Annotated in this window: 25 protein-coding genes and 3 pseudogenes; 14 read left to right on the top strand and 14 right to left on the bottom strand. The window is 37.6% G+C overall.

Annotation, left to right across the window (positions count from 1 at the left end):
- Positions 1-78 precede the first annotated feature (78 nt).
- From BIV60_RS15070 to BIV60_RS15055, 4 genes are all read left to right on the top strand, one after another.
- Positions 79-1668 (top strand): ATP-binding protein, encoded by a 1590-nt coding sequence (locus tag BIV60_RS15070; protein ID WP_177177316.1) that lies wholly within the window; start codon positions 79-81, stop codon positions 1666-1668.
- Between the two features lies 1 nt (position 1669).
- Positions 1670-2359, top strand: a complete 690-nt coding sequence (locus tag BIV60_RS15065) for a response regulator (RefSeq protein WP_071356544.1) — start codon at positions 1670-1672, stop codon at positions 2357-2359.
- A 111-nt stretch (positions 2360-2470) separates the two neighbouring features.
- Positions 2471-3271: a carbon-nitrogen hydrolase family protein gene (locus BIV60_RS15060; RefSeq protein WP_071356543.1), complete on the top strand. Its 801-nt coding sequence runs from the start codon at positions 2471-2473 to the stop codon at positions 3269-3271.
- Between the two features lie 137 nt (positions 3272-3408).
- Positions 3409-3654: a DUF2164 domain-containing protein gene (locus tag BIV60_RS15055; RefSeq protein ID WP_071356542.1), complete on the top strand. Its 246-nt coding sequence runs from the start codon at positions 3409-3411 to the stop codon at positions 3652-3654.
- A gap of 87 nt (positions 3655-3741) precedes the next feature.
- On the opposite strand, the gene BIV60_RS15050 is transcribed toward BIV60_RS15055, so the two are convergent.
- Entirely contained in the window at positions 3742-4620 is an 879-nt protein-coding gene (locus BIV60_RS15050; RefSeq protein WP_071356541.1) for an alpha/beta fold hydrolase, read from the bottom strand.
- Between the two features lie 14 nt (positions 4621-4634).
- Positions 4635-5420: pseudogene (locus BIV60_RS15045) on the bottom strand (GNAT family N-acetyltransferase).
- A 157-nt stretch (positions 5421-5577) separates the two neighbouring features.
- Between BIV60_RS15045 and BIV60_RS15040 the strand changes: the two are divergent.
- Positions 5578-6024: a GNAT family N-acetyltransferase gene (locus tag BIV60_RS15040; RefSeq protein WP_083402272.1), complete on the top strand. Its 447-nt coding sequence runs from the start codon at positions 5578-5580 to the stop codon at positions 6022-6024.
- Positions 6025-6248: 224 nt separating this feature from the next.
- Here the strand turns inward: BIV60_RS15040 and BIV60_RS15035 are convergent, their stop codons facing one another.
- On the bottom strand, positions 6249-7025 hold the full coding sequence (locus BIV60_RS15035) for a putative protein N(5)-glutamine methyltransferase (RefSeq protein ID WP_071356539.1): 777 nt from the start codon (positions 7023-7025) through the stop codon (positions 6249-6251).
- A 574-nt stretch (positions 7026-7599) separates the two neighbouring features.
- On the opposite strand from BIV60_RS15035, the gene BIV60_RS29750 reads away from it, so the two are divergent.
- On the top strand, positions 7600-7776 hold the full coding sequence (locus tag BIV60_RS29750) for a hypothetical protein (RefSeq protein WP_177177315.1): 177 nt from the start codon (positions 7600-7602) through the stop codon (positions 7774-7776).
- A 281-nt stretch (positions 7777-8057) separates the two neighbouring features.
- Here BIV60_RS29750 and BIV60_RS29745 read toward each other — a convergent pair whose 3' ends face one another.
- The gene (locus BIV60_RS29745; RefSeq protein ID WP_177177314.1) at positions 8058-8201 is read right to left on the bottom strand and encodes a hypothetical protein; all 144 of its coding nucleotides are present in this window, start codon (positions 8199-8201) and stop codon (positions 8058-8060) included.
- A gap of 279 nt (positions 8202-8480) precedes the next feature.
- On the opposite strand from BIV60_RS29745, the gene BIV60_RS15030 reads away from it, so the two are divergent.
- Positions 8481-8855 (top strand): CotD family spore coat protein, encoded by a 375-nt coding sequence (locus BIV60_RS15030; RefSeq protein WP_371261543.1) that lies wholly within the window; start codon positions 8481-8483, stop codon positions 8853-8855.
- Positions 8856-8886: 31 nt separating this feature from the next.
- On the opposite strand, the gene BIV60_RS15025 is transcribed toward BIV60_RS15030, so the two are convergent.
- Positions 8887-9276, bottom strand: coding sequence for a hypothetical protein (locus BIV60_RS15025; protein ID WP_071356538.1), 390 nt, complete (start codon positions 9274-9276; stop codon positions 8887-8889).
- 473 nt (positions 9277-9749) lie between these two features.
- Between BIV60_RS15025 and BIV60_RS15020 the strand changes: the two genes are divergently transcribed.
- From BIV60_RS15020 to BIV60_RS29740, 3 genes are all read left to right on the top strand, one after another.
- Positions 9750-10187, top strand: coding sequence for a MarR family winged helix-turn-helix transcriptional regulator (locus tag BIV60_RS15020; protein ID WP_071356537.1), 438 nt, complete (start codon positions 9750-9752; stop codon positions 10185-10187).
- Positions 10188-10279: 92 nt separating this feature from the next.
- On the top strand, positions 10280-10906 hold the full coding sequence (locus BIV60_RS15015) for an FMN-dependent NADH-azoreductase (protein WP_071356536.1): 627 nt from the start codon (positions 10280-10282) through the stop codon (positions 10904-10906).
- A 117-nt stretch (positions 10907-11023) separates the two neighbouring features.
- A complete protein-coding gene (locus BIV60_RS29740; RefSeq protein ID WP_177177313.1) occupies positions 11024-11167 on the top strand; it encodes a hypothetical protein in 144 nt (47 codons plus the stop codon).
- Positions 11168-11216: 49 nt separating this feature from the next.
- Here BIV60_RS29740 and BIV60_RS15010 read toward each other — a convergent pair whose 3' ends face one another.
- From BIV60_RS15010 to BIV60_RS30990, 3 genes and pseudogenes are all read right to left on the bottom strand, one after another.
- Positions 11217-12173 (bottom strand): LCP family protein, encoded by a 957-nt coding sequence (locus BIV60_RS15010; RefSeq protein WP_071356535.1) that lies wholly within the window; start codon positions 12171-12173, stop codon positions 11217-11219.
- 431 nt (positions 12174-12604) lie between these two features.
- Positions 12605-13186, bottom strand: coding sequence for a methyl-accepting chemotaxis protein (locus tag BIV60_RS30995; protein WP_256218432.1), 582 nt, complete (start codon positions 13184-13186; stop codon positions 12605-12607).
- A 180-nt stretch (positions 13187-13366) separates the two neighbouring features.
- Positions 13367-13897 (bottom strand): annotated as a pseudogene (locus BIV60_RS30990) (protoglobin domain-containing protein); the annotation flags it as partial.
- 248 nt (positions 13898-14145) lie between these two features.
- Between BIV60_RS30990 and BIV60_RS15000 the strand changes: the two are divergent.
- Positions 14146-14337, top strand: coding sequence for an aspartyl-phosphate phosphatase Spo0E family protein (locus BIV60_RS15000; RefSeq protein ID WP_071356533.1), 192 nt, complete (start codon positions 14146-14148; stop codon positions 14335-14337).
- Positions 14338-14602: 265 nt separating this feature from the next.
- Here the strand turns inward: BIV60_RS15000 and BIV60_RS28510 are convergent.
- Both BIV60_RS28510 and BIV60_RS30475 read right to left on the bottom strand, forming a co-directional pair.
- Positions 14603-14962 (bottom strand): annotated as a pseudogene (locus tag BIV60_RS28510) (translocation protein TolB); the annotation flags it as partial.
- The gene (locus BIV60_RS30475) at positions 14949-15158 is read right to left on the bottom strand and encodes a hypothetical protein (RefSeq protein WP_256218426.1); all 210 of its coding nucleotides are present in this window, start codon (positions 15156-15158) and stop codon (positions 14949-14951) included. The pseudogene BIV60_RS28510 and the gene BIV60_RS30475, both read right to left, overlap by 14 nt.
- 1044 nt (positions 15159-16202) lie before the next feature.
- Between BIV60_RS30475 and BIV60_RS14985 the strand changes: the two genes are divergently transcribed.
- On the top strand, positions 16203-16808 hold the full coding sequence (locus BIV60_RS14985; RefSeq protein WP_083402266.1) for an EAL domain-containing protein: 606 nt from the start codon (positions 16203-16205) through the stop codon (positions 16806-16808).
- Positions 16809-17038: 230 nt separating this feature from the next.
- On the opposite strand, the gene BIV60_RS14980 is transcribed toward BIV60_RS14985, so the two are convergent.
- Positions 17039-17665 carry a metal-dependent hydrolase gene (locus BIV60_RS14980; protein WP_071356530.1) on the bottom strand — a complete coding sequence of 209 codons (627 nt, stop codon included), beginning with the start codon at positions 17663-17665 and terminating at the stop codon, positions 17039-17041.
- 222 nt (positions 17666-17887) lie between these two features.
- Positions 17888-18637, bottom strand: coding sequence for a hypothetical protein (locus BIV60_RS14975; protein ID WP_256218425.1), 750 nt, complete (start codon positions 18635-18637; stop codon positions 17888-17890).
- 265 nt (positions 18638-18902) lie between these two features.
- On the opposite strand from BIV60_RS14975, the gene BIV60_RS14970 reads away from it, so the two are divergent.
- Complete coding sequence (locus BIV60_RS14970) at positions 18903-19121, top strand: DUF2922 domain-containing protein (RefSeq protein WP_071356528.1); 219 nt, start codon at positions 18903-18905, stop codon at positions 19119-19121.
- A gap of 68 nt (positions 19122-19189) precedes the next feature.
- On the top strand, positions 19190-19390 hold the full coding sequence (locus BIV60_RS30985) for a YvrJ family protein (RefSeq protein WP_371261541.1): 201 nt from the start codon (positions 19190-19192) through the stop codon (positions 19388-19390).
- 2 nt (positions 19391-19392) lie between these two features.
- Here BIV60_RS30985 and BIV60_RS30470 read toward each other — a convergent pair whose 3' ends face one another.
- Together BIV60_RS30470 and pyc are read right to left on the bottom strand one after the other, a co-directional pair.
- Entirely contained in the window at positions 19393-19521 is a 129-nt protein-coding gene (locus BIV60_RS30470) for a hypothetical protein (protein WP_256218424.1), read from the bottom strand.
- A gap of 150 nt (positions 19522-19671) precedes the next feature.
- A complete protein-coding gene (gene pyc / locus BIV60_RS14960) occupies positions 19672-23121 on the bottom strand; it encodes a pyruvate carboxylase (protein ID WP_071356527.1) in 3450 nt (1149 codons plus the stop codon).
- Positions 23122-23142: the final 21 nt, after the last annotated feature.

Below are 23142 nucleotides of genomic sequence, written 5' to 3'. Positions count from 1 at the left end.
CGTTTTTACTTTAAAATAAATATAGTTTTATTTTTCTGAAAATTAACTCTGTTGAAACGAACTAGGATGTGGATGAGCTTGAAGGGTAAAAAAAGACAAGTGAAGTTACGAACGAAAATGAATCTCCTAATCTTATTGAATCTCCTCTTTGTCCTTGTCCTTTTTATCGTGACCCTTTCCTTGATTATGGTTCACCGGGAGTATGGTGAGATAGGAAGTAATGCTTTGTCTGAAGCCAAAACGGTAGCGGGCCTGCCGGAAGTGGTTCAAGCCTTTAAAAGTCCGAATCCATCTTCCATCATTCAGCCGATTGCCGAAAATATCCGGGAGAAATCGGGGGCACAATTTATTGTGGTTTCCAATATGGACTTAATTCGCTACAGCCATCCCGACACGTCCCAGATTGGCAAGCATATGATGGGTGACGATGATAAACAGGTTCTCTCCGGTCATGGGAGTATTACGATGGCAAAGGGGACTCTCGGACTTTCTATCCGCGGGAAATATCCTGTTTATGATGAAAAGCATCATCAAATTGGCGTGGTTTCTGTTGGTTTTTTAATGGAGAATATATGGAAAAAACTGACCTCCCTCATTCTCGAAATCACCGGAATCGGTTTAGTCGCATTGGTTGTTGGTCTTATTGGAGCATGGATTCTCTCAGGTCATATTAAAAAAGAAATTCTTAATTTAGAACCCTACGAAATTGCTTTTCTCACCCAACAGCAAGCGGCCATTCTCGAATCGATTCGTGAAGGAATCGTGGCCATCGACACAAACGGAAAAATCATGACCTTCAATAAGGAAGCTAAAAGTATGCTAGAACAACATACACGAGATTTCATTGGGAAACCGATCACATCCATCCTACCGGGCTCTAGATTGCATGAAGTCATTAAGGATGGAACTTCCCACTATGACCAGTCGATGATTATCGGGAATTCATTAGTGGTGGTGAACAGAGTTCCCGTGAAAATGGATGGGAAAGTGATCGGGGCCGTTGCAAGCTTTCGTGATAAACTGCAGCTCGATCAGTTGGACCAGCGCTTGGCCGATATCGGGCAATACGTCGATACACTAAGAAGCCAGCGCCATGAATTTATGAACAAGCTTCATCTGATTTCAGGGCTTATTCATATGAAAGAATTTGATTTGGTAACGGACCTTATCGAAGATGTTCATCATGAACAGCAAAATGTCCTTAACTTCTTTCTTGCAAGGGTGCGCGACCCCGCCATTGTCGGTGTTCTAATTGGAAAAATGCACCGGGCGAAAGAACTGGGAATTGGGCTTACCATCAGTGAAAATTCCGAAGTATCGGAGATTTGCCCCCATCGGGAAACGATCTTAACAATTCTAGGAAATGCGATTGAAAATGCTGTGGAAGCCTTAACCACGCTGGCAAAGGAAAAAGAAACAGCCCTGATTTCGGTCTATATCAAAGAAGAACCGGACCATCTGATTTTACAAGTCAGTGACAATGGACCAGGGATTGACCCGGAACTGGGTGATCAAATTTTTGCAGATGGCGGTACAACGAAGGGAGAAGGCCGGGGATTTGGCTTAGCATTAGTCTCCCGTTTGGTTTCGCGATTAAATGGAAGTGTCGTGATGAATTCTTCATCAGAAGGAGCAATATTACAAGTTAGCTTACCGAGGAGGGATTAGAATGGCTGATCAAGAATTGCGGGTAATGGTCGTGGATGATGATTTCATGATTGCGAGGATGCATGGTAAATTTATAGCTGCCCAGAAAGGTTATCAGTTGGCGGGTACTGCACATAACTACGAAGAAGCAATCAAGATGCTTGAATGGGTGGAACCGGATTTAGTGCTATTGGATGTCTATCTTCCCGATCGTTCCGGTATTGAGCTGCTTCGGGCCATTCGTTTGCAAAATAAACGTTGTGACGTGATTTTGATAACGGCCGCAAAAGAGCTTGCAGTTGTCGAAGATGGTTTCCGATTTGGAATTATCGATTATTTAATCAAGCCCTTTGACTTGAACCAGCTGAAAACATCCTTAAATAAGTATTTGAAATTTAAATCACGTCTATCCAGTTCTACCCTTTTGGATCAAGGAGCCGTAGATGATTTAAAGAAGCTTCGAATTTCGGAATCTACCTCACTGCCACTCTATCAAAAAGGAATTGATTTACGGACATTGGAAAAAATAAAAAATTGCTTCTCCAACTCAGCCAGTCCCTTGAGCGCCGACCAAATTGCCAAAATAGCCGGTGTCAGTCTTTCCACCACCAGAACCTATCTTTCCCATTTGGTAGAAGAACACGAATTGATGGAAGAACAGCAATACGGAACCGTGGGTCGGCCATTGAGATTATACCGGTTAGTGGATTAGGAGTGGATTTCTGCCATAAATCGGATAGCTAGATCCAAAAAATAATGGAGTAATGATTAACACTGAAACTACTAATCAATTAATTTAAAAGATTATGGAGGGTTATTTAAAATGAAAGTTGCCGTCGCTCAATTAAAGTCAAGTATGGATAAAACCGCTAACTTACAAAAAGCAAAAGAGTATATTAAAAAAGCAGCAGATCTGGGGGCAGATTTTGTAGTGCTTCCTGAAATGTATATGGCATTCACCCCTGCTAAATCTGGGGTACGGCCTTCAGATGTTGCAGAACCTTTGGATGGCCCATTTGTCACGGGGTTAGCGGAGGCAGCTGTGGAAAACCAAGTGTATGTGATCTGCGGGATTTACGAATCAAAACCAGGTGAAACTGCAAGGTGCTACAATACCACGGTGTTCCTTAACCGCTCTGGGGAATTATTACAAGCCTATCACAAAACACATTTATATGATGCTTTCAACTATAAAGAATCGAATGCTATTATACCTGGTTCAGAGGCACAGGATGTGATTGAAACAGAGTTTGGGAAAGTCGGAATGATGGTATGCTACGAAATAAGATTCCCCGAAATAAGCAGACAGCTTGCCCTTAAAGGGGCCGACTTCTTTTTTATCCCTGCCGGCTGGGTTGCAGGACCGATGAAGGAAGATCATTGGAAAACCCTACTTCGTGCCAGAGCAATAGAAAATACAGTTTACATCTTTGCTGCCGACCAAGTAGAAAATATTTTCTCCGGCCAAAGTATGATGGTTGACCCGATGGGAGTTGTTTTGGCAAGTGCCGGTGAGGAAGAATCGTTAATCATTTCAGAAATTGACCCTGACCGGATTAAACGAGTTCGGGAAAAGTTGCCAAGTGTGGCGGACCGCAGACCTGAATTTTATACAATGGTTTAAAAAGGAATGAAAAAGGGAAGCAATTCGCTTCCCTTTTTACATATCGTGTACATATATTTTTTAAAAAATACAGCCTGTAAATTCCTATCTATCAATTGTATAGTTACGGTAATGACTTTTTAAAGGAGTGTGCTCAAATGTTTTTGAAATTAAAAAAGGAGCAAAAGGAATTAATGATTTCCGAGATTCAATATTTCTTTTCTCAAGAAAGAGATGAAGAAATCACTGAATTTGCAGCTGAAAGAGTATTAGATTTCGTTAAGGAGAAGCTTGCTCCTCACTTTTATAACGCCGCCGTCTTAGATGTTAAACATGTAGTGGAACAGCAGTTTTCTTCTCTTGAAGATGAAATCTTAACACTGGAACGTCCGATCAAAAAATGATGATACAGAGTGGAAAAATTACTTTCCACTCTCTGTAAGGTTGATCATTAAAAATACAACTACACCAACGATTTCCTTCCTCCCTCATTAATAGTGCGAACTTAGAAACGCAAAAATCTCGTTATTAATTTTTAATAAATGTTCTTCTGAAGGAAAATGTCCCATATCAAAAGATTTGCATTCGATTAATTTTGGGATGATTTCTTTAGCTGCTTTACCTACGCTGCTTTCAGGAAAAAAAATATCTTTTTTCCCTGCAATGACTAGAGTTGGAGAATGATAATTTCGTAACTCTTCTTTTTCTGTCAATTTCGGCATATCTTGTTCGAGTTTGATATATTGAAAGATGTCAGCGATGATTTGTTTATCGATTTTTTTCATACTTTTATTGGACATGGCCCCAGTGATTTGAATAAGAAATTGTTCAAAAGAAGTGGCTTTAAATAAAATTAATGGAAGTAAAATATTCTTAATCATATTCATTTTAGAACCTAACTGGATTCCCGCTGGTGACACTAGGACAGAACAATCAATCTTTTCCGGCTTAAAGGAAGCGAGTCTTAATACAATCCCAGCACCGTAGGACGCCCCAATAAATCCGCAACTCTTAATCCCGAGGTAATCCATTAATTCTTCAACCCATATCGAAAAACTTTCATCCTTCGCAGAAATCCTAGTTTCATCACTGTATCCGGGATGTCCAATTGTATCAGGGGCATAGATTCGATATTGGTCGGTCAATGGGGAAAACCACGATAATGTCATTGGATTGATACAGTTACCACCTTGAAATAAAAACAATGGTTTTCCCTCGGCAGGTCCTGCTACTAGCATATGAGTTTTTCCGAAGCTTGTATTGATATAGATTCTTTCAACCTCAAACTTTAATGATTGAAGATAATTTTCATAGTGTTGAAAGATCCTTCTTTTTCCTTCGGCACTTTTATAAATGGTCCCCTTCCCCATAGAACACCTCATCTTTACCAATAGGTATACATCATCCAAAATCCAATATCTTCAAAACCAATTCGCTTATAAATAGCCCCCGCTTCGGGATTATCGGAGAACAAACATAGTTCTTTCCCTTCCTGTAAAAGTTGACTACAAAGCCTGAGCATACACTTGGTTGCATATCCCTTTCTCTTATAGTTTTCTAACGTTGCCACACCCACAACCATAGCGGACATTGAATTTTCTGCAGCTGTTGAGGCAGTGGAGACTATTTTTCCATCGGTCTTTTAAAAAAATGACCGTGAACTTCCATCCTTCAGTTCACGAAGTTTTCTTTCTACTGTGGTGGTTGAATCGCTAAACTCCGGCACCGAGGTTAACAATTCAACAAGTTCTTCTGCATCCTGAGGAGTTGCTTGTTGAACATTTGAAAAATCAATATTCATAGTATTTAATTGAGTACATTTTGCATAATAAGTTTGTCTTTTTCTTTTAGGTTGTGTTAAGAAAGGTTCAATTTGCTCCGTGATTTCCTTTAGCCCAGACATCATCTTAAAAGTAGAATCTTGAGACATGATCTCAGCAAATCCCTTAGCATTAAATGGGGTTATCGCAAATGGGATATAGTTTTCCTCGTACTTTAATAAGACAGCAATTAATTCATAGCTTTCGTCAAACTCCCCCCAAAGCTTTTGAAAGTCTTGTTCATAACCGTATGCCTCAATGTCACCAATGATAAATAAGTTTTCTGCCGGTCTGGTTTTTAACAAATTGAGACAAACCTCATGATCATTTTTACCGAGTCTTCTGATCATACTTCTCCTCCAAAAATTTTTATTTAATTATATCCCATTGCACTTCATTGCTGTGTTTAAAATCTTGCAGATTCAAAAAATTGCAAAAGATATGATTCAGAGGATATTCTAGAAATATGGAAAAATGAGTTAAATTGTACACAGGAGTGGTGAGATGTTGAAATATCGAAAGGCGAATTTAGATGACCTTTATAAACTGATTGATTTAAGGAAAAAACAACTAGTTGATGAGGGAATTGAACCAAATATAGACATCGATACGGAACTTAATGATTTCTTTATAAATAAACTAAGCGATGGTTCTTTAATTCAATGGCTGGTTGAAGATAATGAAGAAATTATTGCTGGTGGTGCAGTAATTTTTTATGAATTTCCACCTACTTATACCAATAAGAGTGGAAAAAAGGCTTATATCACTAATATGTATACAAAAGAAAATTACCGCGGACAAGGAATCGCAACTAATTTATTGACTAAATTAGTTGATGAAACTAAAAATGCTGGGATTACAAAAATTTGGCTTGGGGCTTCAAAATTAGGTAGACCTGTTTATAAAAAGTTTGGTTTTAAAGAAACAGATGAATGGTTAGAATTAAACTTTTAATGAAGAGCATATTCTATTATAAAAAGCACTTTCCTGTTTCTAGTCATTATTGTTGAATAACTAAGAGTTCGATTTACTTCCTAACAACTCCTCCTTCTATTCCACAAAATGACCATTTCATGCAAAAAAGGGCGCATATCCAGATATGCGCCCTTTAATTGAATAAGGATTTTAGTAGAGTGCTAAGAAATTCATTTCATTTGTGATGAATGCTAAGTACTTATTTACGATTTTGATCCGATAACAACAGTAGCGTCCAGTTCCTCGTCTCTAGCCACTTTTGTCGTAAGCCCAGCACCTAAAAAGATTTCAAAGGTCTGAGGAGCCTGCATTTCGCTCGTCTCTATCAAAAAATGGCCTCCCGGTGCTAGCCAGTGAAATGCTTCTTTTGCTATTCTTCGCTGAATGTCAAGTCCATCCTCTCCTCCGTCAAGCGCCACCTTCGGTTCATGTAGGCGAGCCTCCTGTGGGAGCAGCTTGATTGCCTCGGTAGGAACGTATGGTACGTTCGCAACTAGGATGTTCACATGGCCTTTAAGTGAGTGGGGCAGAGCATTATACAAATCACCTTCAAAAACATAGCCACCGAAATCCGTTACGTTGCGGCCAGCGCATGCTACTGCGACAGGGTCAATGTCAACAGAATACAATTCAAATCGTCCTAAAGCTGCCGCCAGTGCTACACCCACAGCACCTGACCCGCAACATAGATCAACGACGATATCACCAGAACATGACAGGGCTTCTGCCTGGTGAACAAGAAACTCGGTACGTTTGCGAGGCACGAAAACGCCTCGGTCCACTTCTATCCGCAAACCACAGAACTCTGCGTATCCAACAACATATTCAAGAGGTAAACCATCGGCTCGCATTTCCACCATTTTCTTGAGGTCCTCTGGAGTTCGTGCCTCTGAGATAAGTAACCGGGTCTCATCTTCTGCAAAAACACAACCCGCACTCCGAAGCCTGTTAATTATATATTTCTCCGTTTCATTGTCCAAAAAGAAATTAAATTTTTTTCCTATTTATCTCACCACTTTTGATAAGCTTATTTATAATACTGTATTCGATAAAAATGAGAGATATCCTTCTTCAACAAAATGGCCTGATTGCTGAAGATAGATATATATTCAGTTAACCTCAACAATAAATTCTTCTTACTGCAAATGGTCAGAGTTGAAAGTTTCCAGCAAAAAGTAAAAAAGTTGCCCATTATAATAAACGGGTTCAGTTTAGAAGGAGAAAAAAGAAAAAAGTAAAACGTAATATATTTGGAGGTAGAAATCACAAATGATTTCGTACCTCCTTTTTATTGATATACCAATGATAGTTTCATTTTATCATTAGAAACAGCATACGAATTCGCACTCCATTTGGACGAAAAACATAAATTTATGTGCTAATACTCATTTTAGTGTTAAATGGGGTGCAAATTGGCTGTCAATTTAAGTGCTAAAATTGATTGTTCGATTAAATGTCGTGAAACACTTTTAATTATTTACCTATAAATTGTTTTTCTGGATATTTATGTTAAAATTAATTTGAGTATTGAATATTATTTGTGTTTTCCCCCTTATGGAGGTGACAATATTTATTTGGATATATATATTTACGCCTGTCATTATATTGGCTGGATTAGCTATTTATTTTGATAAAAAATCTGGTGCATCTTCGCCAGAGGCAGGTCGTATAGCTGAGAAGCTAGAGGAAAATCCTGAAAAAGGAAATGGAAGTGGTTTTGGTCCATTGTAATTTGACATTACTTTAAATATTCTTCTAGAACACAAGAAAAAAGTGCTAAATTAGAAAATTTAGCACTTTTTTTGTTTATTAATTTGTCAATTTTTTATGTCAATATTGATGCAGAGTTTAATATATATATGCACCTCAAAATGGAACTATTTAGAGCGAATTCAGTTGCAAATTTATGTGCGAATTTTATTGTTAAAACTACAATATTTCAATAGCGATTTAGGACACGAATTGTGATTTTCTCCCCTTCATCAGAACCCGTTACATTATAATAGACAGCTTTATTTTTCCGCAATATTGGAAATGATTTTTTCAAAAACATCTAATTGGTCTGTAACAATGAAAACGGGGAGGAGTGTCATAGCAACGAATACAATTAGATTCGAACCAATCCCTATTTTAAAAAAACTATTTAAAAACTTCATAATGGTCCCTTCCTAGATTTAGTATTATTTCATACTATGCCGATATATCGGAAGGGATTGGACAATCTGATAAAAAATTATGCTGCTATATCAAAAGAAGTATTGAAAGGATGATCTGGGAACCCGATGGGATATTTGTTGATATCTCCTTCATTGTCGATAAAACTGAAATTTTTGTTGATATCCCTCCCAAATAGGTTTCCTAACTAGTCCGAAACGCCAAGCAGTGACATTGACTACCGATAAAACATGACAAATTCGCCTGGAGGTTAAATGACTATGAAAAGAAATGTTGGATTTGGCGGGTTTCCACCTAATGTAATGCCAAATCAAGTTGCTCCGGTTGCACCGATGCAGGCACCATTCTGTCCTCCGCAACCGTGTCCACCACAATACTGTCCACCGCAAGCATTCCCGGCTCAATATGATCCACCACTTTTCTCACCAACACAGCAATATGTAAAAACAAATCTATTTAATAAAGTAGTAGAGCACGTGCATCCATCGCATACCACTACCGTCAACAAGCTGATGGTAAATCATCAACACTATTTTCCACACACTGAATCATGTGTAAATGAATGCTGTGAAACACATACGATGTGCGGCGCACCCGTTAATCCTTGCTGCCCGCCAGGACCATTTGGATTCTAGTTTCTCCCCCCGTTTTGGGGGGATTTTATATTTATTTAGTGGATTTAATTTTTTTCACCAAACGATGAAAATATGGGGAGATATCATTAAACAAAGGTTTTAATTGTTTAGTTGTGGCAACAAACATATCATATGTTTCCATCACCTGCATCAAATCAATCTGGTTAAGAAGACTTTCTACCTGATTTAGATTGTTTTGCGGGAGTGTTGGAGGTCCTTTTTCCCGAAAGCCAAATAGCCAATCATCCATTCGATTCGTTGTGCGATGGAAGGATGTTTCCTCAGTTTGTTCCGGAAATTCTTGTGAAGGATGTTCGTCATTATTGTTAAATTTCCTTTGGCGATGACTGCCAAACATGAATCCCGTAAACCGATCGATTTCCCCGCTTGGTTCCCGTTTTAGTTCTTTATCATTCTCCATCAATGACCCTCTTCTTCCTTTCTATTGCTTTTAGATAGATTATGATTGGTTTTAAGGCAATGTGTGGACAATCTACAACTAAAAAAAAACCTTTGAAAAACATCAAGGTTTTTTTTGATAACGGGTGAAAATTTGTTGAAATATTAAAAAAGAACTAAAACGTCGATTCTTGAATAGATCAGGTTAATGGAACATAATCTAAAAAGATTGTCTGGGGTTCGGGATCCCCCATTACCGTCATCGTACTCATCAAAAACAGGACACTCATCATAAATTAACCTCTTTATTCCATTTAAAAAGTTTTTCAATTCAAATCCACGTAGATCACCACCAGCTTTGCCTATTCATGATCTGGGCCAAATAATGTTTCAAAAAGGCAATTGCCAATTCTTGAATTTGACACCAAGCCCATTTTCATTTAACATTACATAAGTAAATTGGTATGTATAGCAACTAAATCGCGAGGGATTTATTTGAACTTATTTTTACGGGACTATATAGGGATCAAAATTCATAAAACGGATTTGAACCTTACAAGCTTAATTAAATCAAAACTCGAGCACTACAATCTTGCTCCGGAGCAAAATTTAATTATGATGCTTCTTTGGGAAAAAGATGGTCTGACGCAAAACCAGTTGGGAGAAATCCTTAATAAAGATAAAACCAATATTGCGAGGATGGCTTCAAATCTCGAGGCTAAGGGGTTTATTAAAAGAGTTTGCAATCAATGTGACCGCCGTTCGTTAGAACTGCACCTCACAGCCTGTGGTAAAGAACTCGGCAAACAGATTATCCCCATCACAGAAGAATTAAATGAGATTATTTGTAAAGGTATTTCAAAGGAAGATCTCGAAACCCTGGAAAGAATCCTGTCTAAAATCAATGAGAATGTCCAAAATTGTTCGGAATAGGACATTCACCCCATATAGTTGCTATAACAACATCTTAAAACTAAAAGGTTGTTACAACAACTTTTAAAATAAAACAAACGGAGGAACTACACATGTCAAAAGTATTATTTATCAAAGCCAACAATCGTCCTACTGATCAAGCAGTCAGCTCAAAAATGTACGAAGCATTCTTGAACACATACAAAGAAGCCAACCCAACAGATGAAACTATGGAATTGGACCTTTTCAAAGCTGAGCTTCCTAATTACGGAAATACTGCGATCATGGGCGTATTCAAAAGTAAACAGGGACTAGAATTAACTACGGAAGAGACAAAAGCAGCTGATTTAGTGGATCACTATTTAGACCAATTCTTTGCAGCAGACAAAATCGTCTTCGCCTTCCCATTATGGAATAGCATGGTTCCAGCACCTCTAGTTAATTACATTTCTTACCTTGCTCAAGCTGGAAAAACATTCAAGTACACTCCGGAAGGACCAATTGGCTTAGCAGGTGATAAAAAAGTTGTTTTACTTAGTGCACGTGGTGGAGATTATTCTTCGGAAGCAATGGCAGCATTTGAAATGGCCGTTAGATATGTCCAAACGAACCTTGGACTATGGGGAATCACCAATCCAGAAACCATTGTCATTGAAGGACATAATCAATACTCTGACCGCGCAGAAGAAATCATTGCAGACGGGTTAGAAAAGGTGGCAAAGGCTTCGGCGAAATTCTAAGGGAAAAGGAAATTGTTGATATATTTGAAGAAATGTTGATATCTGGCCAAAAAGTGTTGATATAAAGCAAAACGGCCCCTTGACCAATGCCTATCAAGCATCAATAAGGACTCTTAGTTGATCTGGAACAGAAATGATCGAAAGAATACAGAAAAAGCTCTGCTTGAAAGTGAAAAGAAATATCGTTTGATTGCTGAACCAAAAATGCCAACCACTAAAAAGTGGCTGGCATTTTTGGTTCACAATACAACTGCATCTTGAATGTAAAAAATCTATTTTTTACTTCTCTCATCAAATTGAATTACTGATCTTAGCTCTGAAAATATTCAGCTATCAAACTTTTCATTTTTTGCTGATCAATCACAATTTGTGAATTGTTTGCCTTAAGAACATCATCGTACATAGTTTGCCCTACCCCATATACCTGTTTGTATTTCAATTGCTTATTAGGGTCAAAGTCTTTCATCGCAAGTCCTAAGCTTACCATATCTGATGTTGACATATTCGTACCAATCATATATTTTGAAACGGATTGTACAAGTGTAGGTAATTTAGAAACGTTGCTTGGCTTTAAGGCTTCTTTTGAAATCCCTTTTAACGCCTCCAATTGTAGCTGCTGACGTCCATAATCCCCATTCGCAAGGGAATGGCGCTCGCGGGAGAGAGCTAACACCGTTTTACCGTCCAAGAAATGAGAACCGGCGTTGATCACTTCATTACCAACTTTCACATCGGTTGGCACGTACATGTTAATACCGCCCATTGTATCAATCATGGACTGAAGACCTGTAAAATTGGTTTCAACATAGTAATTAATCGGCACGCCAGTGAGATCAGTAATCGCTTTTACTGCCCCTTCCATCCCTTGCTTAGGACCTTTGGTAGCCTGCAAAATATACTGGACACTTGTTAATTTTGTATATCCATAACCATCTAAATGGACACGTGTATCACGTGGAATGCTGATCGCATTAATTTGATTTTTTCCCAAATCCACATGCGCAAGCATCATTGTATCAGAATGCCCAATCTTTTCACCCGGTCTTGCATCAGAACCCATAAATAAAATATTAAAACTAGGATTTTCCGAATTGGTTTGTTGTTCGGTCTTGCCTGCATTTACAACGGGAATGTTTTTAAAGTGATTCGTTGGCTGAAGTTGATAATATTCATATCCAACTGCTGCAATGGCAACAATGATGATACCTAAAAGGGAATAACCCACTACCTTCCATTTGCTTCTCTTCTTTTTCCTTTTTCTTTCCATATTTCCTCCGCCTTATTTTGAGTATTTTTACTATTTTCGCAAAAAAATACCACTATGAATATTCTACTAGCATTTTCGATTCTTGTCATTAACTACAAAAAATCCCATTAAACGAAAAGTGATGGATTTATTAAAAAACCCGGTTGTGCTAACACAACCGGGATCTTAGTTCATTCTTCTTTTCTTACCACATGTTTTACATTCATCTGTATAATAGTTGTATTTATGATATTTACGGATAGAACAAAGGATAGCAAAAATCTTTTTCATAATTGACTACTCCTTAGCTGTTATGATTCTATACATAATCATAAAGAAACAACATTATTAAACTATTACAATTCATTTAAAAACAATTAGATTACGATTAAATTAACATTATAACTTATAGTTTTTTAGACATCCAATCAATAAAAATACCTAAGCTAATTTTAGTCCATTTCTTGTGTTATGAAAGAAAGTTTCTCTGCTGAAAGAGCAATCTCTTCAAAAGCGCCGCCCAATTCATTGACTACATTTACAATTGAAATGAGATCATTATGAATCTTGTTGTTTTGATCCTTGGTGTCTTCCATCGTTTTTAAAATTTGTTCAAAATAGTTTTCAGTAGTTTTCATATTATTGTTGCCATTTTTCACTTCTACATTAATGGTTTCAAGTGACTTTGTAAGTTTTTCTACTTGCAAATTCGTGTTTAGAATCAATGAAGATACATTAGATACAGAGTCCTTCGTTTGCTCTGACAATTTCCGAACTTCCCCCGCTACTACGGAAAACCCTCTGCCATATTCCCCCGCTCTTGCTGCTTCGATAGCCGCGTTTAAAGAAAGCAAATTAGTTTGGTCAGAGATGCCTGTTACAATATCAACAATCTCTTGCATTTGGCTCAATAGTTCCAACAATACTCTGGCATCCTTTGATATATCCTCTATAGATTTATGTATATTTGACATGGTTAAAGTCTGTTTACGTATTTGTTCTTTTCCATTTCCGGCACGTTCCTTGGCGAGCAAAGATAATTCAGTTCCAGCATTGGCAAGAGTAACAATTTCGTTAGATTGTGAAATCAATTGATGAAAGGAAGTATTGGTTTGTTCAGAAATTGCCGCCAGATTTTGTGTGGCATTCGCAACATTTTCTCGAACTGATTTTTTTTGCAGCTCTACTGATTCTTTTAACCTTTCTGTTTCAGCATCATATGCCTCTAAAACTAATTGTTGTTCCAGGTTTAGTATTTTCGTGACAGCCTTTATCGCCAGTAGGCATTCATCTTTTGTAAAGATATTTTCTTCAATAATATTCATAAGGGATAGAAGGAGATCTTGAAAGGCACACATATACCATTTTGTCTGCAGACCGATTCTAACATGAATATGTGCGATTTTGATCCTTTTTTCAAGATAAGTTTCATCCACTATCCCCTCAAACATTTCGACAATATGCTGCTTTAGCGTCTTTTTTAGTCTGTCAATTGAACTGTTACCATTAATAATTCTTAACAATGAAGGTTCAATTTCAAGATTTTTATAAAATTGATCAACAATGTGATCGATATTTTCTTTGACAAATGGCTGTAAAGTATTGATCATCTGTAAATCTGTTTTGGTTAGACCAATCATTTTTAATTGTTTTTCCACTTCATTGCCTTTAATGATGTTTATCTCCCCATATCCGCTTACTAAGCTGTGCTTAGCCGTTTCTTGCTTTGACTTTAAAAAAAACATAAAGTTCCCCCTATTTATACGTTGTTTATATGGGTATATTATACTATTTAATCATAAAAAACAGACAGTTATCTCCAATATAGTTTGAAGATTTTTCGAATCTTTCGAGTTGCATTTATTATGCAAAAAAAGACATGTCTTTTTTTGACAACTTTTGTCGAATCTATTTTTAATATCATAAATTTTCCTTATAATAGCTTTTGTCCACTTTTTTTATAATTACTTTTTACTAGGAGTATTGACCTATTATGATTAATGATTATTTAGAAATATTACTCTTAAGCCAAATAGACATATTGAAAGTTAAAATGGCGAATATCGCTAAAAGTACTGGTATTAATAGCTATGAAACATTAAGATGCAGCCAAGAGTTGGATACCTTATTAAACCTACATATGAAGTATTTTTCTAAAAAAAATAAAATAAGCGATGCTTCTTGAAGTATTAAGATTTAGTCAGGAGTTTCCTGGCTTTTAGTTTAACAATATAACGGAGCTTGGATGAATTATTCTTTAACTTTCCAATTTTATTCCGAAAAAAAAAAATAGCGAAAAAAGACCATCATTAAAGGTGGTCTTTTCAATTGCTATTTATTTTGTTGAATTGGGAGCCTCTATTTAGTTACCAAGAAACCTCTTCAATCTAGTTATCTTATATTAGCTTTTACTCAATTCGATTACGGAATAAGCTTTATTCAATTTATTCTTAAGGACTTTGCTTCGGTGTAAAAAACATTGGAGCGTAATCTACATTTTTAAGCCATATATGCTCTTGGCCATTTAAAGCATTTTTAACCCATACATCACCTTTATTTTGCTCTGCCATCTTTCGAAACCAAGTAAGGTAAGATCTAACAACTTGAGGATCTTCGTCAAGTTCATTCTTCCTTGGAAACGAGATTTGTTTTTGGTCTCCTGTTTTTATGTTTATAGCGTAAAGTGATGTGAACATAGTTGGTACAGGTCCTTCTTTCCACTCCTTGTTCTCTTTCGCACGAGCAACAATTACCAAATCTTTAGAGAACCATTCCAGATCAAGGTCTACAAATCCTTTAGGTGTGTATTCCAATAAAACGGCCGTCATATGACCATTTCGGTGAATACACATATCGGTCCTTTGTGAGTTGTATTTCTTGACCATCCTTTTTGAGCCACAACTGATGATCTCGGATAAATGCAGCTGTTAGTGATGTTTCTGCACTTGCTATCGTCGAAAAATGAAAATAGATGAGAGTTAGTAGTAATAAAATCCGAATTCTCACGTTCAATCCCTCCTACTAATAGATTTACCAAATCTTTATTAGGAATTTACAGGGATAATATGGGAATTGGAATCATTTACTTATATTTTATGGTACAACGTCCTTTTCCAATAATTTTCTCTTTTATAATCATCTCTCTTGTTATAAAAAACAACTGAACTAATTAGCGCCTCACGGTTATATAGTGTTGCTTTCGAATTTGTCGAAAACATTTAAAGCTTCCCTGACATGCTTCTTGTTTTTTCCTTTCTACTATTTGATATAGTAAGGTAAACGCACATAGGTCGAAAGCCATTTTGCGAGTTTGGCGAAGGGAAATAAACCTATTGTCCTTGTAAGCGTTATCAATTATAGTTTTAATAAAATCAAAAAAGGTAATCTACAACTTTAAAGGGAGTGGATTTAAATGATGAGGCAAGGAAATTTCTTGACTGGTTTATTTTGGGGTACGTCTCTTAGTGTTCCACTGTGGATTGCATTTTTTGGTTGGATTAAAATTATGGTTCATTTATTTATAAGATAGGAAAAATATTCAATACGATTCACATAAGAGGTTCGACAAAAATCGAGTCACCTGAAAGCAGCTTCCCATTGAGGAAACCGGAAAATGCAGCACCATCGCCTTCCTGTATACGACAAAAAGTAACGGAAATTAGTGTTGAGGCGGAAAAACTACTCACTTCAGCTATTGAAAATCCAAATTTGAAACGTCAAAAAAAGTTAATCCCTACAGATCTTATCATTCGCGAAACAACAAAAAAGAAAAAAACCCTTTAGATTGTCCCTCCAGCACCCCTGGAAGGACAATTTTTTTGTAATCCCAAAGATTTTTTCCCTCCAGCCTCTTTGGAGAGACAGTTTTCTTGAAATCTTGTAAATTTTTTCCCTTCAGCCTCTTTGGAGAGACAATTTTCTTGAAATCTTGTAGATTTTGTCCCTCCAGCCTCTTTGGAGAGACAATTTTCTTGAAATCTTGTAGATTTTGTCCCTCCAGCCTCTTTGGAGAGACATTTTTATTGAAATTTTGTAAATTTTGTCCTCGCCCTGGCAGAAAAAACGGGATTAATTACTCCCATAACGAAATGGGTCCTTGAAACAGCTTGCAGACAAAATAAATATTGGCAAGAAAGTGGACTATCTCCAATTAAAATAGCAGTTAATATATCACCTTACTTATTAAAAAAAGATTTGATCGATATGGTGACTGAGATTTTAAATAAAACAAAATTACAACCTTATTATTTGGACCTAGAGATTACGGAAAGTTTAATGCAAGACCCCGAATATACATTACCAATTTTAAGAGGCCTAAAATCTCTAGGTGTCTGGTTATTCATTGATGACTTTGGGACAGGCTATTCATCCCTTTCATATTTAAGACATTTACCAATTGATAGCCTAAAAATAGACCGATCCTTTATTAGAGAAATACAAAATGGCAATGGGATTATTGTTAAAACCATTATTGATATGGCTTCCCATTTAAAAGTTAGTGTTGTTGCTGAAGGTATTGAAAATCAAGAACAATTCAATTTTCTTTCAAAACTTAATTGCTCTACGGGACAAGGCTATTATTTTTGTCATCCGCTTCCAAGTGAAGAAGCCTATAAAAAACTGCAAAATAAGGCATTGGAGAATATATCTGGTTAATAAAATTTTTATGACACAAATGAATGCCTTTGAACAATTTGCCACTTTTTTTGGGATATTCGCTACATTTGGATTTTTATTCCTCACTTCAGAGTTTTTATTTGCCACTTACCCTTTTGAGTCGACGTGCGGAGATTAAATCGAAAATAGATGATTCTAATTTGTATAAATAAGAGCGCGGAAAGAAATAAGACACTTTTCTCCCCGCGCTCATTAGTTAACGTATAGACCTATATTTCTTTCGACGAAATTGGCAAAAACAACTTAATGCCCCGTTTGTTACATGGTAATACTTTCAAATCTGCAATCAGATGACTAATGTATCCAATCAGGCAAGTATAAAAAACACCGTCAACCCCAAGGGACGCTTCTAACTTGGAAGCGATTATCCCGAAGAAAATGACTCCCAATAGAGAATGAGTATAACTACGGTGTGAAACAAAAGACGCAATCAAAATATAGATCCCCAGTAGAATCAACCACATTTCCTGTAAAGAGAATCCTCCCAATAGCACACCTATCCCAGTAATGGTTAACATATGCTTTTGCTTGATCTTCGTCGATACAACCAACATAATCAAGCCTATCCCAATACCAAACCATTTTTCTCTCCCAGTACCCTCAAAAAAACTATAAATGACCATCAAAATACCAATCAACTGTGCAACCAGCTGAATCACCTGATGGGACAAGGTGATTTTTTCACGAAGCTTCCCGTCAATGTCAAGGTCGGGGACCAATCCTGAAACTCCACCTAATCCTACTAAAAATAGAGTAGTAGAAGGCGAGGTATGTAGAGTATTTGCGACAATAAATCCTGTTGCTGCTCCAATTGCTGCATGTGCTGTTCCGTTCAATCGAAAATCCACCTCTATAAAAATAATAAATACTTCCGCTGTATTCATTTTACAACAAAACACTTGTTCTGTTTAGCTTTAATTTTTGAATAAGCGCCTGACTCTAATTTTAAAGCCAGGCTTAGGTTTCTTTTTCAATTAAAACACAACCGTATGTTCTTTCAACTATTCCACTCTTTGCTTCGTCCATTTTTTTAATAAAACATATGATAATATACCCGTTCACCGATCACATCTGTACTTGAACTTAGGTTCTGTCTGAATATAATAAGCATTTCGTACCTCTGCACTCCAATTGGCAAAGGCTTCTCTCCATTCGATTGTACTAAAGAATTCATCAACCGTTTGATTTTCAGAATCCCAAACGATAAATGTGTTGAGCGGGACAATTCCGCCTGACCAAATTCCATTATTTGCGTCCGTGTTATCTTCCCTTACTAATAATAAAGGCAGGCCAAACTGAAAAGCCATGGAAGGTTCTACTTGTGAATAAACGGACCCTTGCCATGACGGAGCAGTCGATGGAGATGGTCCTTCATTGGTTTCAAGGACCTCAACGAAAAAACGGCGAAAGTTCATTGCCAACATTCCATAACTTGATGAAACCACCCGGCGAATATCCGTTAAAATGATTTCGGGATAACTTTCGCTTAAAGGTAATGTACGTGGAAAAAGCAAAGCATTCTCAATCTCTAAAATCAGCCGGTTTAGAAACATGTTTTGTTTGTCATTTAAATGTGTTGTCGTACTTAAAAATATGGGAATACGATAGGCATGCTCAATAATTTCTTGCTGTTTAGCCTTAAATTTCTCTTTACTGCTCGGATAGGCATACTCAACGCCTTCTTGGTGTTTAGCTTTATTTTTCTCATTACTACCGGGAATACAATTGTCTTGTTTAACTTTACTTTTCTCTTTACTACCGGGAATACAATTGTCTTGTTTAACTTTACTTTTATCTCTACTCCCCACTATTCTTTACCCCTTTTTTATTTTTCTTTAACACTTCAAATTGATACGGTTTTTGGAATTCTTCCTGGTACCAATACCATTTAATGCAGCAGATATGTATGAAGTGTGGGCGAGTTCCACAGTTCCACCGAGGTTCCACAGTGACGTTCTCATGGCACTGGTGGCTCATAGTGTTTGACCATGGCATTAGAAAATTTTTTTTTTCAAGCTCCTGTCCTCTCACCCCCATTTTTCTATATATAAAAGGTGTAAGGAGGTGATTGAAATGGCTAAAACATTGGAATTACAATTTGTAACAGCTGCTGGTAAAATCGCCCGTATTACCATTGATAATCCGAAGGAACCGATGGATGAAGCAGTTGTAAAGCAATCTATGGATCAGATTGTGAACTCCGGTGCTTTCTATACCGGAAACGGCGACCTTGTTTCGGCAAAGGGTGCGAGAGTAGTAGAACGCAATGTTATAGATTATGAGCTTGTTTAAGAAAGGAGGAGACCGGATTCTTTGTGAAGCCGGTCTCCTTTAATAATAATGGAAGGAGGGATCCGAAAATGGAGCAGATTATTCCAATCATTAGTGAAGTCGGTTTTCCGATCGTGGTGACACTCTATTTGCTTTATCGGATTGAGGCAAGCCACTGCCCCTCTTTTAGTATTCCTAATTCAAAGATATGGCTGGCGCACAGGATTTGCCGTTTTCGCCTTCAAATATTAAACCCCTTCTCACTAGAGAAGGGGTCATATAATATTTAATATTAATCTAATTTATTAGGGCCATTAGAAATTAAATCAAAAAAAGCATGTACGATTTCTACTGATTGAAATGTCAATAATGATAATGCTGATAAACTAAAAAATATAATAGGAATTAGTCGAATCCACATTTATTTCCCCTCCACCATTTTTCGGTTTGCTAAATATTAGTATACTAACTATTTTAAATAACTTTCATTAAAAAGTAAAGCCACAGGGACGGTCCTCCTAGCTTTTTCTTGCTTAGAAAGCTAGAAGAACCGTCCCTATGGTTTCTGGTTTCATGTGGTAAGTTCAATAAGTAAATCACCCTGTTGGATGGCTTCCCCACTTTTCACATAAATCTCTCTTACGATTCCGTCGAAAGGAGCTTGAATAGTTGTCTCCATCTTCATTGCTTCCGTAATGATGAGATGATCACCTTTTGATACCTTTTCTCCCTTTTGAACCAACACTTTGATAATGGTACCAGGCATGGTAGCTCCCAAATGGTTTACATTGGTTGAATCAGCTCTACGCCTTGAAAGAATGGTTGTCTTAATACTTTCATCTTTAATAATGACTTCACGGGATTGACCATTTAATTCAAAATACACCGCACGTGTGCCATCTTGCCCGGCCTGACTAATAGAGACAAGTTTGACAATCAACGTTTTCCCTTTTTCAATTTCAATATCCATTTCTTCGCCTAACCGCATTCCGTATAAGAAAGTAGGTGTGTCTAATACGGAAACATTCCCATATTGTTCAACGTTTTTCTGATAATCCATAAATACTTTTGAATATAAGGCATACGCAATCACTTCTTGACTGGTAACGGGACGGTTAAGCGTTTGAAATAGCGTTTTTTCAATCTGTTCAAAGTCAACATCTTCGAATAGTTCTCCAGGACGAACGGTAATCGGCTCTCTTCCTTTTAGAACAATGCGTTGAAGATCTTTTGGAAAACCTTCATAAGGCTGACCTAAAGATCCCTCAAATAGTTCAATTACCGAATCCGGGAAATCGATTGTTTCTCCGCGTTCGTAAATATCTTGCTCCGTTAAATTGTTTTGTACCATAAATAGGGCCATATCACCCACGACTTTGGAAGAAGGTGTTACTTTGACGATATCGCCAAATAAATGATTCACTCTTGAATACATTTCTTTTACCTCATCCCAGCGATCCCCTAATCCAACTGATTTTGCCTGTTGCTGCAAGTTGCTGTATTGGCCTCCCGGCATTTCGTGAACATATACCTCTGTATGAGGGGAGTTCATTCCACTTTCAAAGGGTTGATAATACTTACGAACATCTTCCCAATAGGAAGAAAGATGTTCTAAGCTCTGAATATCGATGTTCGGTTTCCGTTCATGGCCTTCTAACGCATAAAATAACGAATTAGCGCTTGGCTGCGAGGTTAACCCCGCCATCGAACTGACGGCTGTATCGATAATATCCACACCTGCCTCAATGGCCTTCGCATACATATAAATTCCGTTGCCGCTTGTATCATGGCTGTGCAGGTGAATAGGTATGTCTATTGTTTCCTTTAAGGACGAGATTAGCTCATAAGCGGCTTGCGGCTTTAATAATCCGGCCATATCTTTAATCCCTATAATATGAGCACCCGATTCTTCCAGCTCTTTCGCAAGATTTTTATAATAATCCAGATCATACTTTCTTCTCGTCGGATCTAAAATGTCTCCTGTATAACACATGGCTGCTTCGGCAATTTTACCGCTTTCTCTTACTGATTCAATCGCTAATGACATGCCTTTCACCCAATTTAAACTATCAAAAATTCGGAACACATCAATTCCGGCATCTGCTGATTCTTCCACGAATTTTTTAATGACATTGTCTGGATAGTTTTTATAACCAACCGCATTGGAAGAACGAAGAAGCATTTGGAATAATAGATTGGGCATTTTTTGGCGTAATTGGAATAATCGATCCCAAGGATCTTCATTTAAAAATCGATATGATACATCAAATGTGGCACCACCCCACATTTCTACCGAAAAAAGGTGAGGGTTTAAGCGTGCCGTTGGCTCTGCAATCCTTACTAAATCATTGGTCCGTATGCGGGTTGCCAGCAGGGACTGATGAGCATCACGAAAGGTCGTATCGGTTAACAAGACTTCTTTTTGTTCCCTAATCCATTTGACGACACCCTCAGCACCTTCGGCATCTAAAATTTGTTTCGTACCAGATGGAACGGGCTCTGAGTATGTGGTTTTAGGTAAGGTGGGTTTTGTAAATACAGGCTTCTTCTTTTTACCGATGCCAGGAAACCCATTTACTGTAACATTCCCGATATAGGTCAGCAATTTTGTACCGCGGTCCTTGCTTTTTGGAAATAAGAATAATTCTGGTGTTGTTTCAATAAAAGACGTGTCAAAGTCGCCTTTTAAAAACTTTTCGTTCTTTACCAGATTTTCCAAAAATGGAAGGTTCGTTTTAATCCCGCGAATACGAAATTCCCGAAGGTTACGCAGCATTTTAGAAGCCGCTTTCTCAAACGTACCTGCCCATGTCGTTACTTTTACGAGCAATGAATCATAATAAGGCGTAATGACAGCCCCTTGAAACCCATTTCCAGCATCAAGACGAACACCAAACCCGCCACCTGATCGGAACGCCATAATTTTCCCAGTGTCCGGCATAAACTGGTTGATTGGGTCTTCTGTCGTTACGCGTGATTGAATCGCAAAACCATTGATTTGAATGTCCTCCTGAGGAGGAATACCAATCACATTACTATGCAGGGAGTATCCATCCGCAATGAGAATTTGTGCCTGAACAATATCAATCCCTGTAATCATTTCGGTGATCGTATGCTCCACCTGAACCCGTGGATTGACTTCAATGAAATAAAACGTATCGCCTGACACAAGGAACTCTACGGTTCCGGCATTTTGGTAGCCAACGTTTTTCATTAATTGAATAGCTGCATCGCAGATTTGATTGCGCAATGTTTCGGGTAAAGTGACACTCGGTGCGATTTCCACTACCTTCTGATGTCGGCGCTGGATTGAACAATCACGCTCATATAAATGTATGATGTTGCCGTCCTGATCACCCAAAATTTGTACTTCAATGTGCTTGGGGTTTTCAATACATTTTTCAATATAGACCTCATCATTGCCAAACGCAGCTTTCGCTTCAGACTTAGCACGTTCAAAGGATTCTTTTAATTCATCTGCACTTCGAACGATCCGCATGCCGCGGCCGCCCCCGCCCAATGCGGCTTTAATCATAAGGGGATAACCATGTTCTCGACCAAACTTTTCCGCCCCTTCCAGACTTGAAATCGGGCCATCGCTCCCGGGGATCACGGGAATATTTGCTTGAACTGCTTGATAACGAGCTTTCACCTTATCACCAAACATATCAAGATGCCTTGATTGTGGACCAATAAAGATCATTCCTTCTTCTTCACAACGTTTGGCAAATTGAATATTTTCCGACAAAAACCCATACCCTGGGTGAATGGCATCTACATCAAGCGTTTTGGCCAGTTCAATGATTCCTTCAATATCTAAATAGGCTTCAATAGGCTTTTTCCCTTTTCCGATTAAATAAGCTTCATCCGCTTTATAGCGATGAAAAGATCCTGCATCTTCATTTGAATAAATGGCTACGGTACGTATATTTAGTTCTGTGCACGCACGAAAAATGCGAATCGCAATTTCCCCCCGGTTTGCCACTAACACCTTCTTAATTTTTCGAGTCACATGATGCATTTATAGCTTCTCCTTTCAAGG

Source organism: Bacillus sp. MUM 116, assembly GCF_001866655.1.
In the GTDB taxonomy this organism is placed as follows: Bacteria; Bacillota; Bacilli; order Bacillales; family Cytobacillaceae; genus Neobacillus.
The sequence above is the reverse complement of the archived record's forward strand: the minus strand, read 5'-3'. Positions and strand labels throughout refer to the sequence as shown.

Coding starts and splice junctions, on each gene's coding strand:
- BIV60_RS15065 (WP_071356544.1), top strand. CDS start 1,670: ATGGCTGATCAAGAATTGCGGGTAATGGTCGTGGATGATGATTTCATG.
- BIV60_RS15060 (WP_071356543.1), top strand. CDS start 2,471: ATGAAAGTTGCCGTCGCTCAATTAAAGTCAAGTATGGATAAAACCGCT.
- BIV60_RS15055 (WP_071356542.1), top strand. CDS start 3,409: ATGTTTTTGAAATTAAAAAAGGAGCAAAAGGAATTAATGATTTCCGAG.
- BIV60_RS15050 (WP_071356541.1), bottom strand. CDS start 4,620: ATGGGGAAGGGGACCATTTATAAAAGTGCCGAAGGAAAAAGAAGGATC.
- BIV60_RS29750 (WP_177177315.1), top strand. CDS start 7,600: ATGGAGGTGACAATATTTATTTGGATATATATATTTACGCCTGTCATT.
- BIV60_RS29745 (WP_177177314.1), bottom strand. CDS start 8,201: ATGAAGTTTTTAAATAGTTTTTTTAAAATAGGGATTGGTTCGAATCTA.
- BIV60_RS15030 (WP_371261543.1), top strand. CDS start 8,481: ATGAAAAGAAATGTTGGATTTGGCGGGTTTCCACCTAATGTAATGCCA.
- BIV60_RS15025 (WP_071356538.1), bottom strand. CDS start 9,276: ATGGAGAATGATAAAGAACTAAAACGGGAACCAAGCGGGGAAATCGAT.
- BIV60_RS15015 (WP_071356536.1), top strand. CDS start 10,280: ATGTCAAAAGTATTATTTATCAAAGCCAACAATCGTCCTACTGATCAA.
- BIV60_RS15010 (WP_071356535.1), bottom strand. CDS start 12,173: ATGGAAAGAAAAAGGAAAAAGAAGAGAAGCAAATGGAAGGTAGTGGGT.
- BIV60_RS15000 (WP_071356533.1), top strand. CDS start 14,146: ATGATTAATGATTATTTAGAAATATTACTCTTAAGCCAAATAGACATA.
- BIV60_RS14970 (WP_071356528.1), top strand. CDS start 18,903: ATGGCTAAAACATTGGAATTACAATTTGTAACAGCTGCTGGTAAAATC.
- BIV60_RS30985 (WP_371261541.1), top strand. CDS start 19,190: ATGGAGCAGATTATTCCAATCATTAGTGAAGTCGGTTTTCCGATCGTG.
- BIV60_RS30470 (WP_256218424.1), bottom strand. CDS start 19,521: ATGTGGATTCGACTAATTCCTATTATATTTTTTAGTTTATCAGCATTA.
- pyc (WP_071356527.1), bottom strand. CDS start 23,121: ATGCATCATGTGACTCGAAAAATTAAGAAGGTGTTAGTGGCAAACCGG.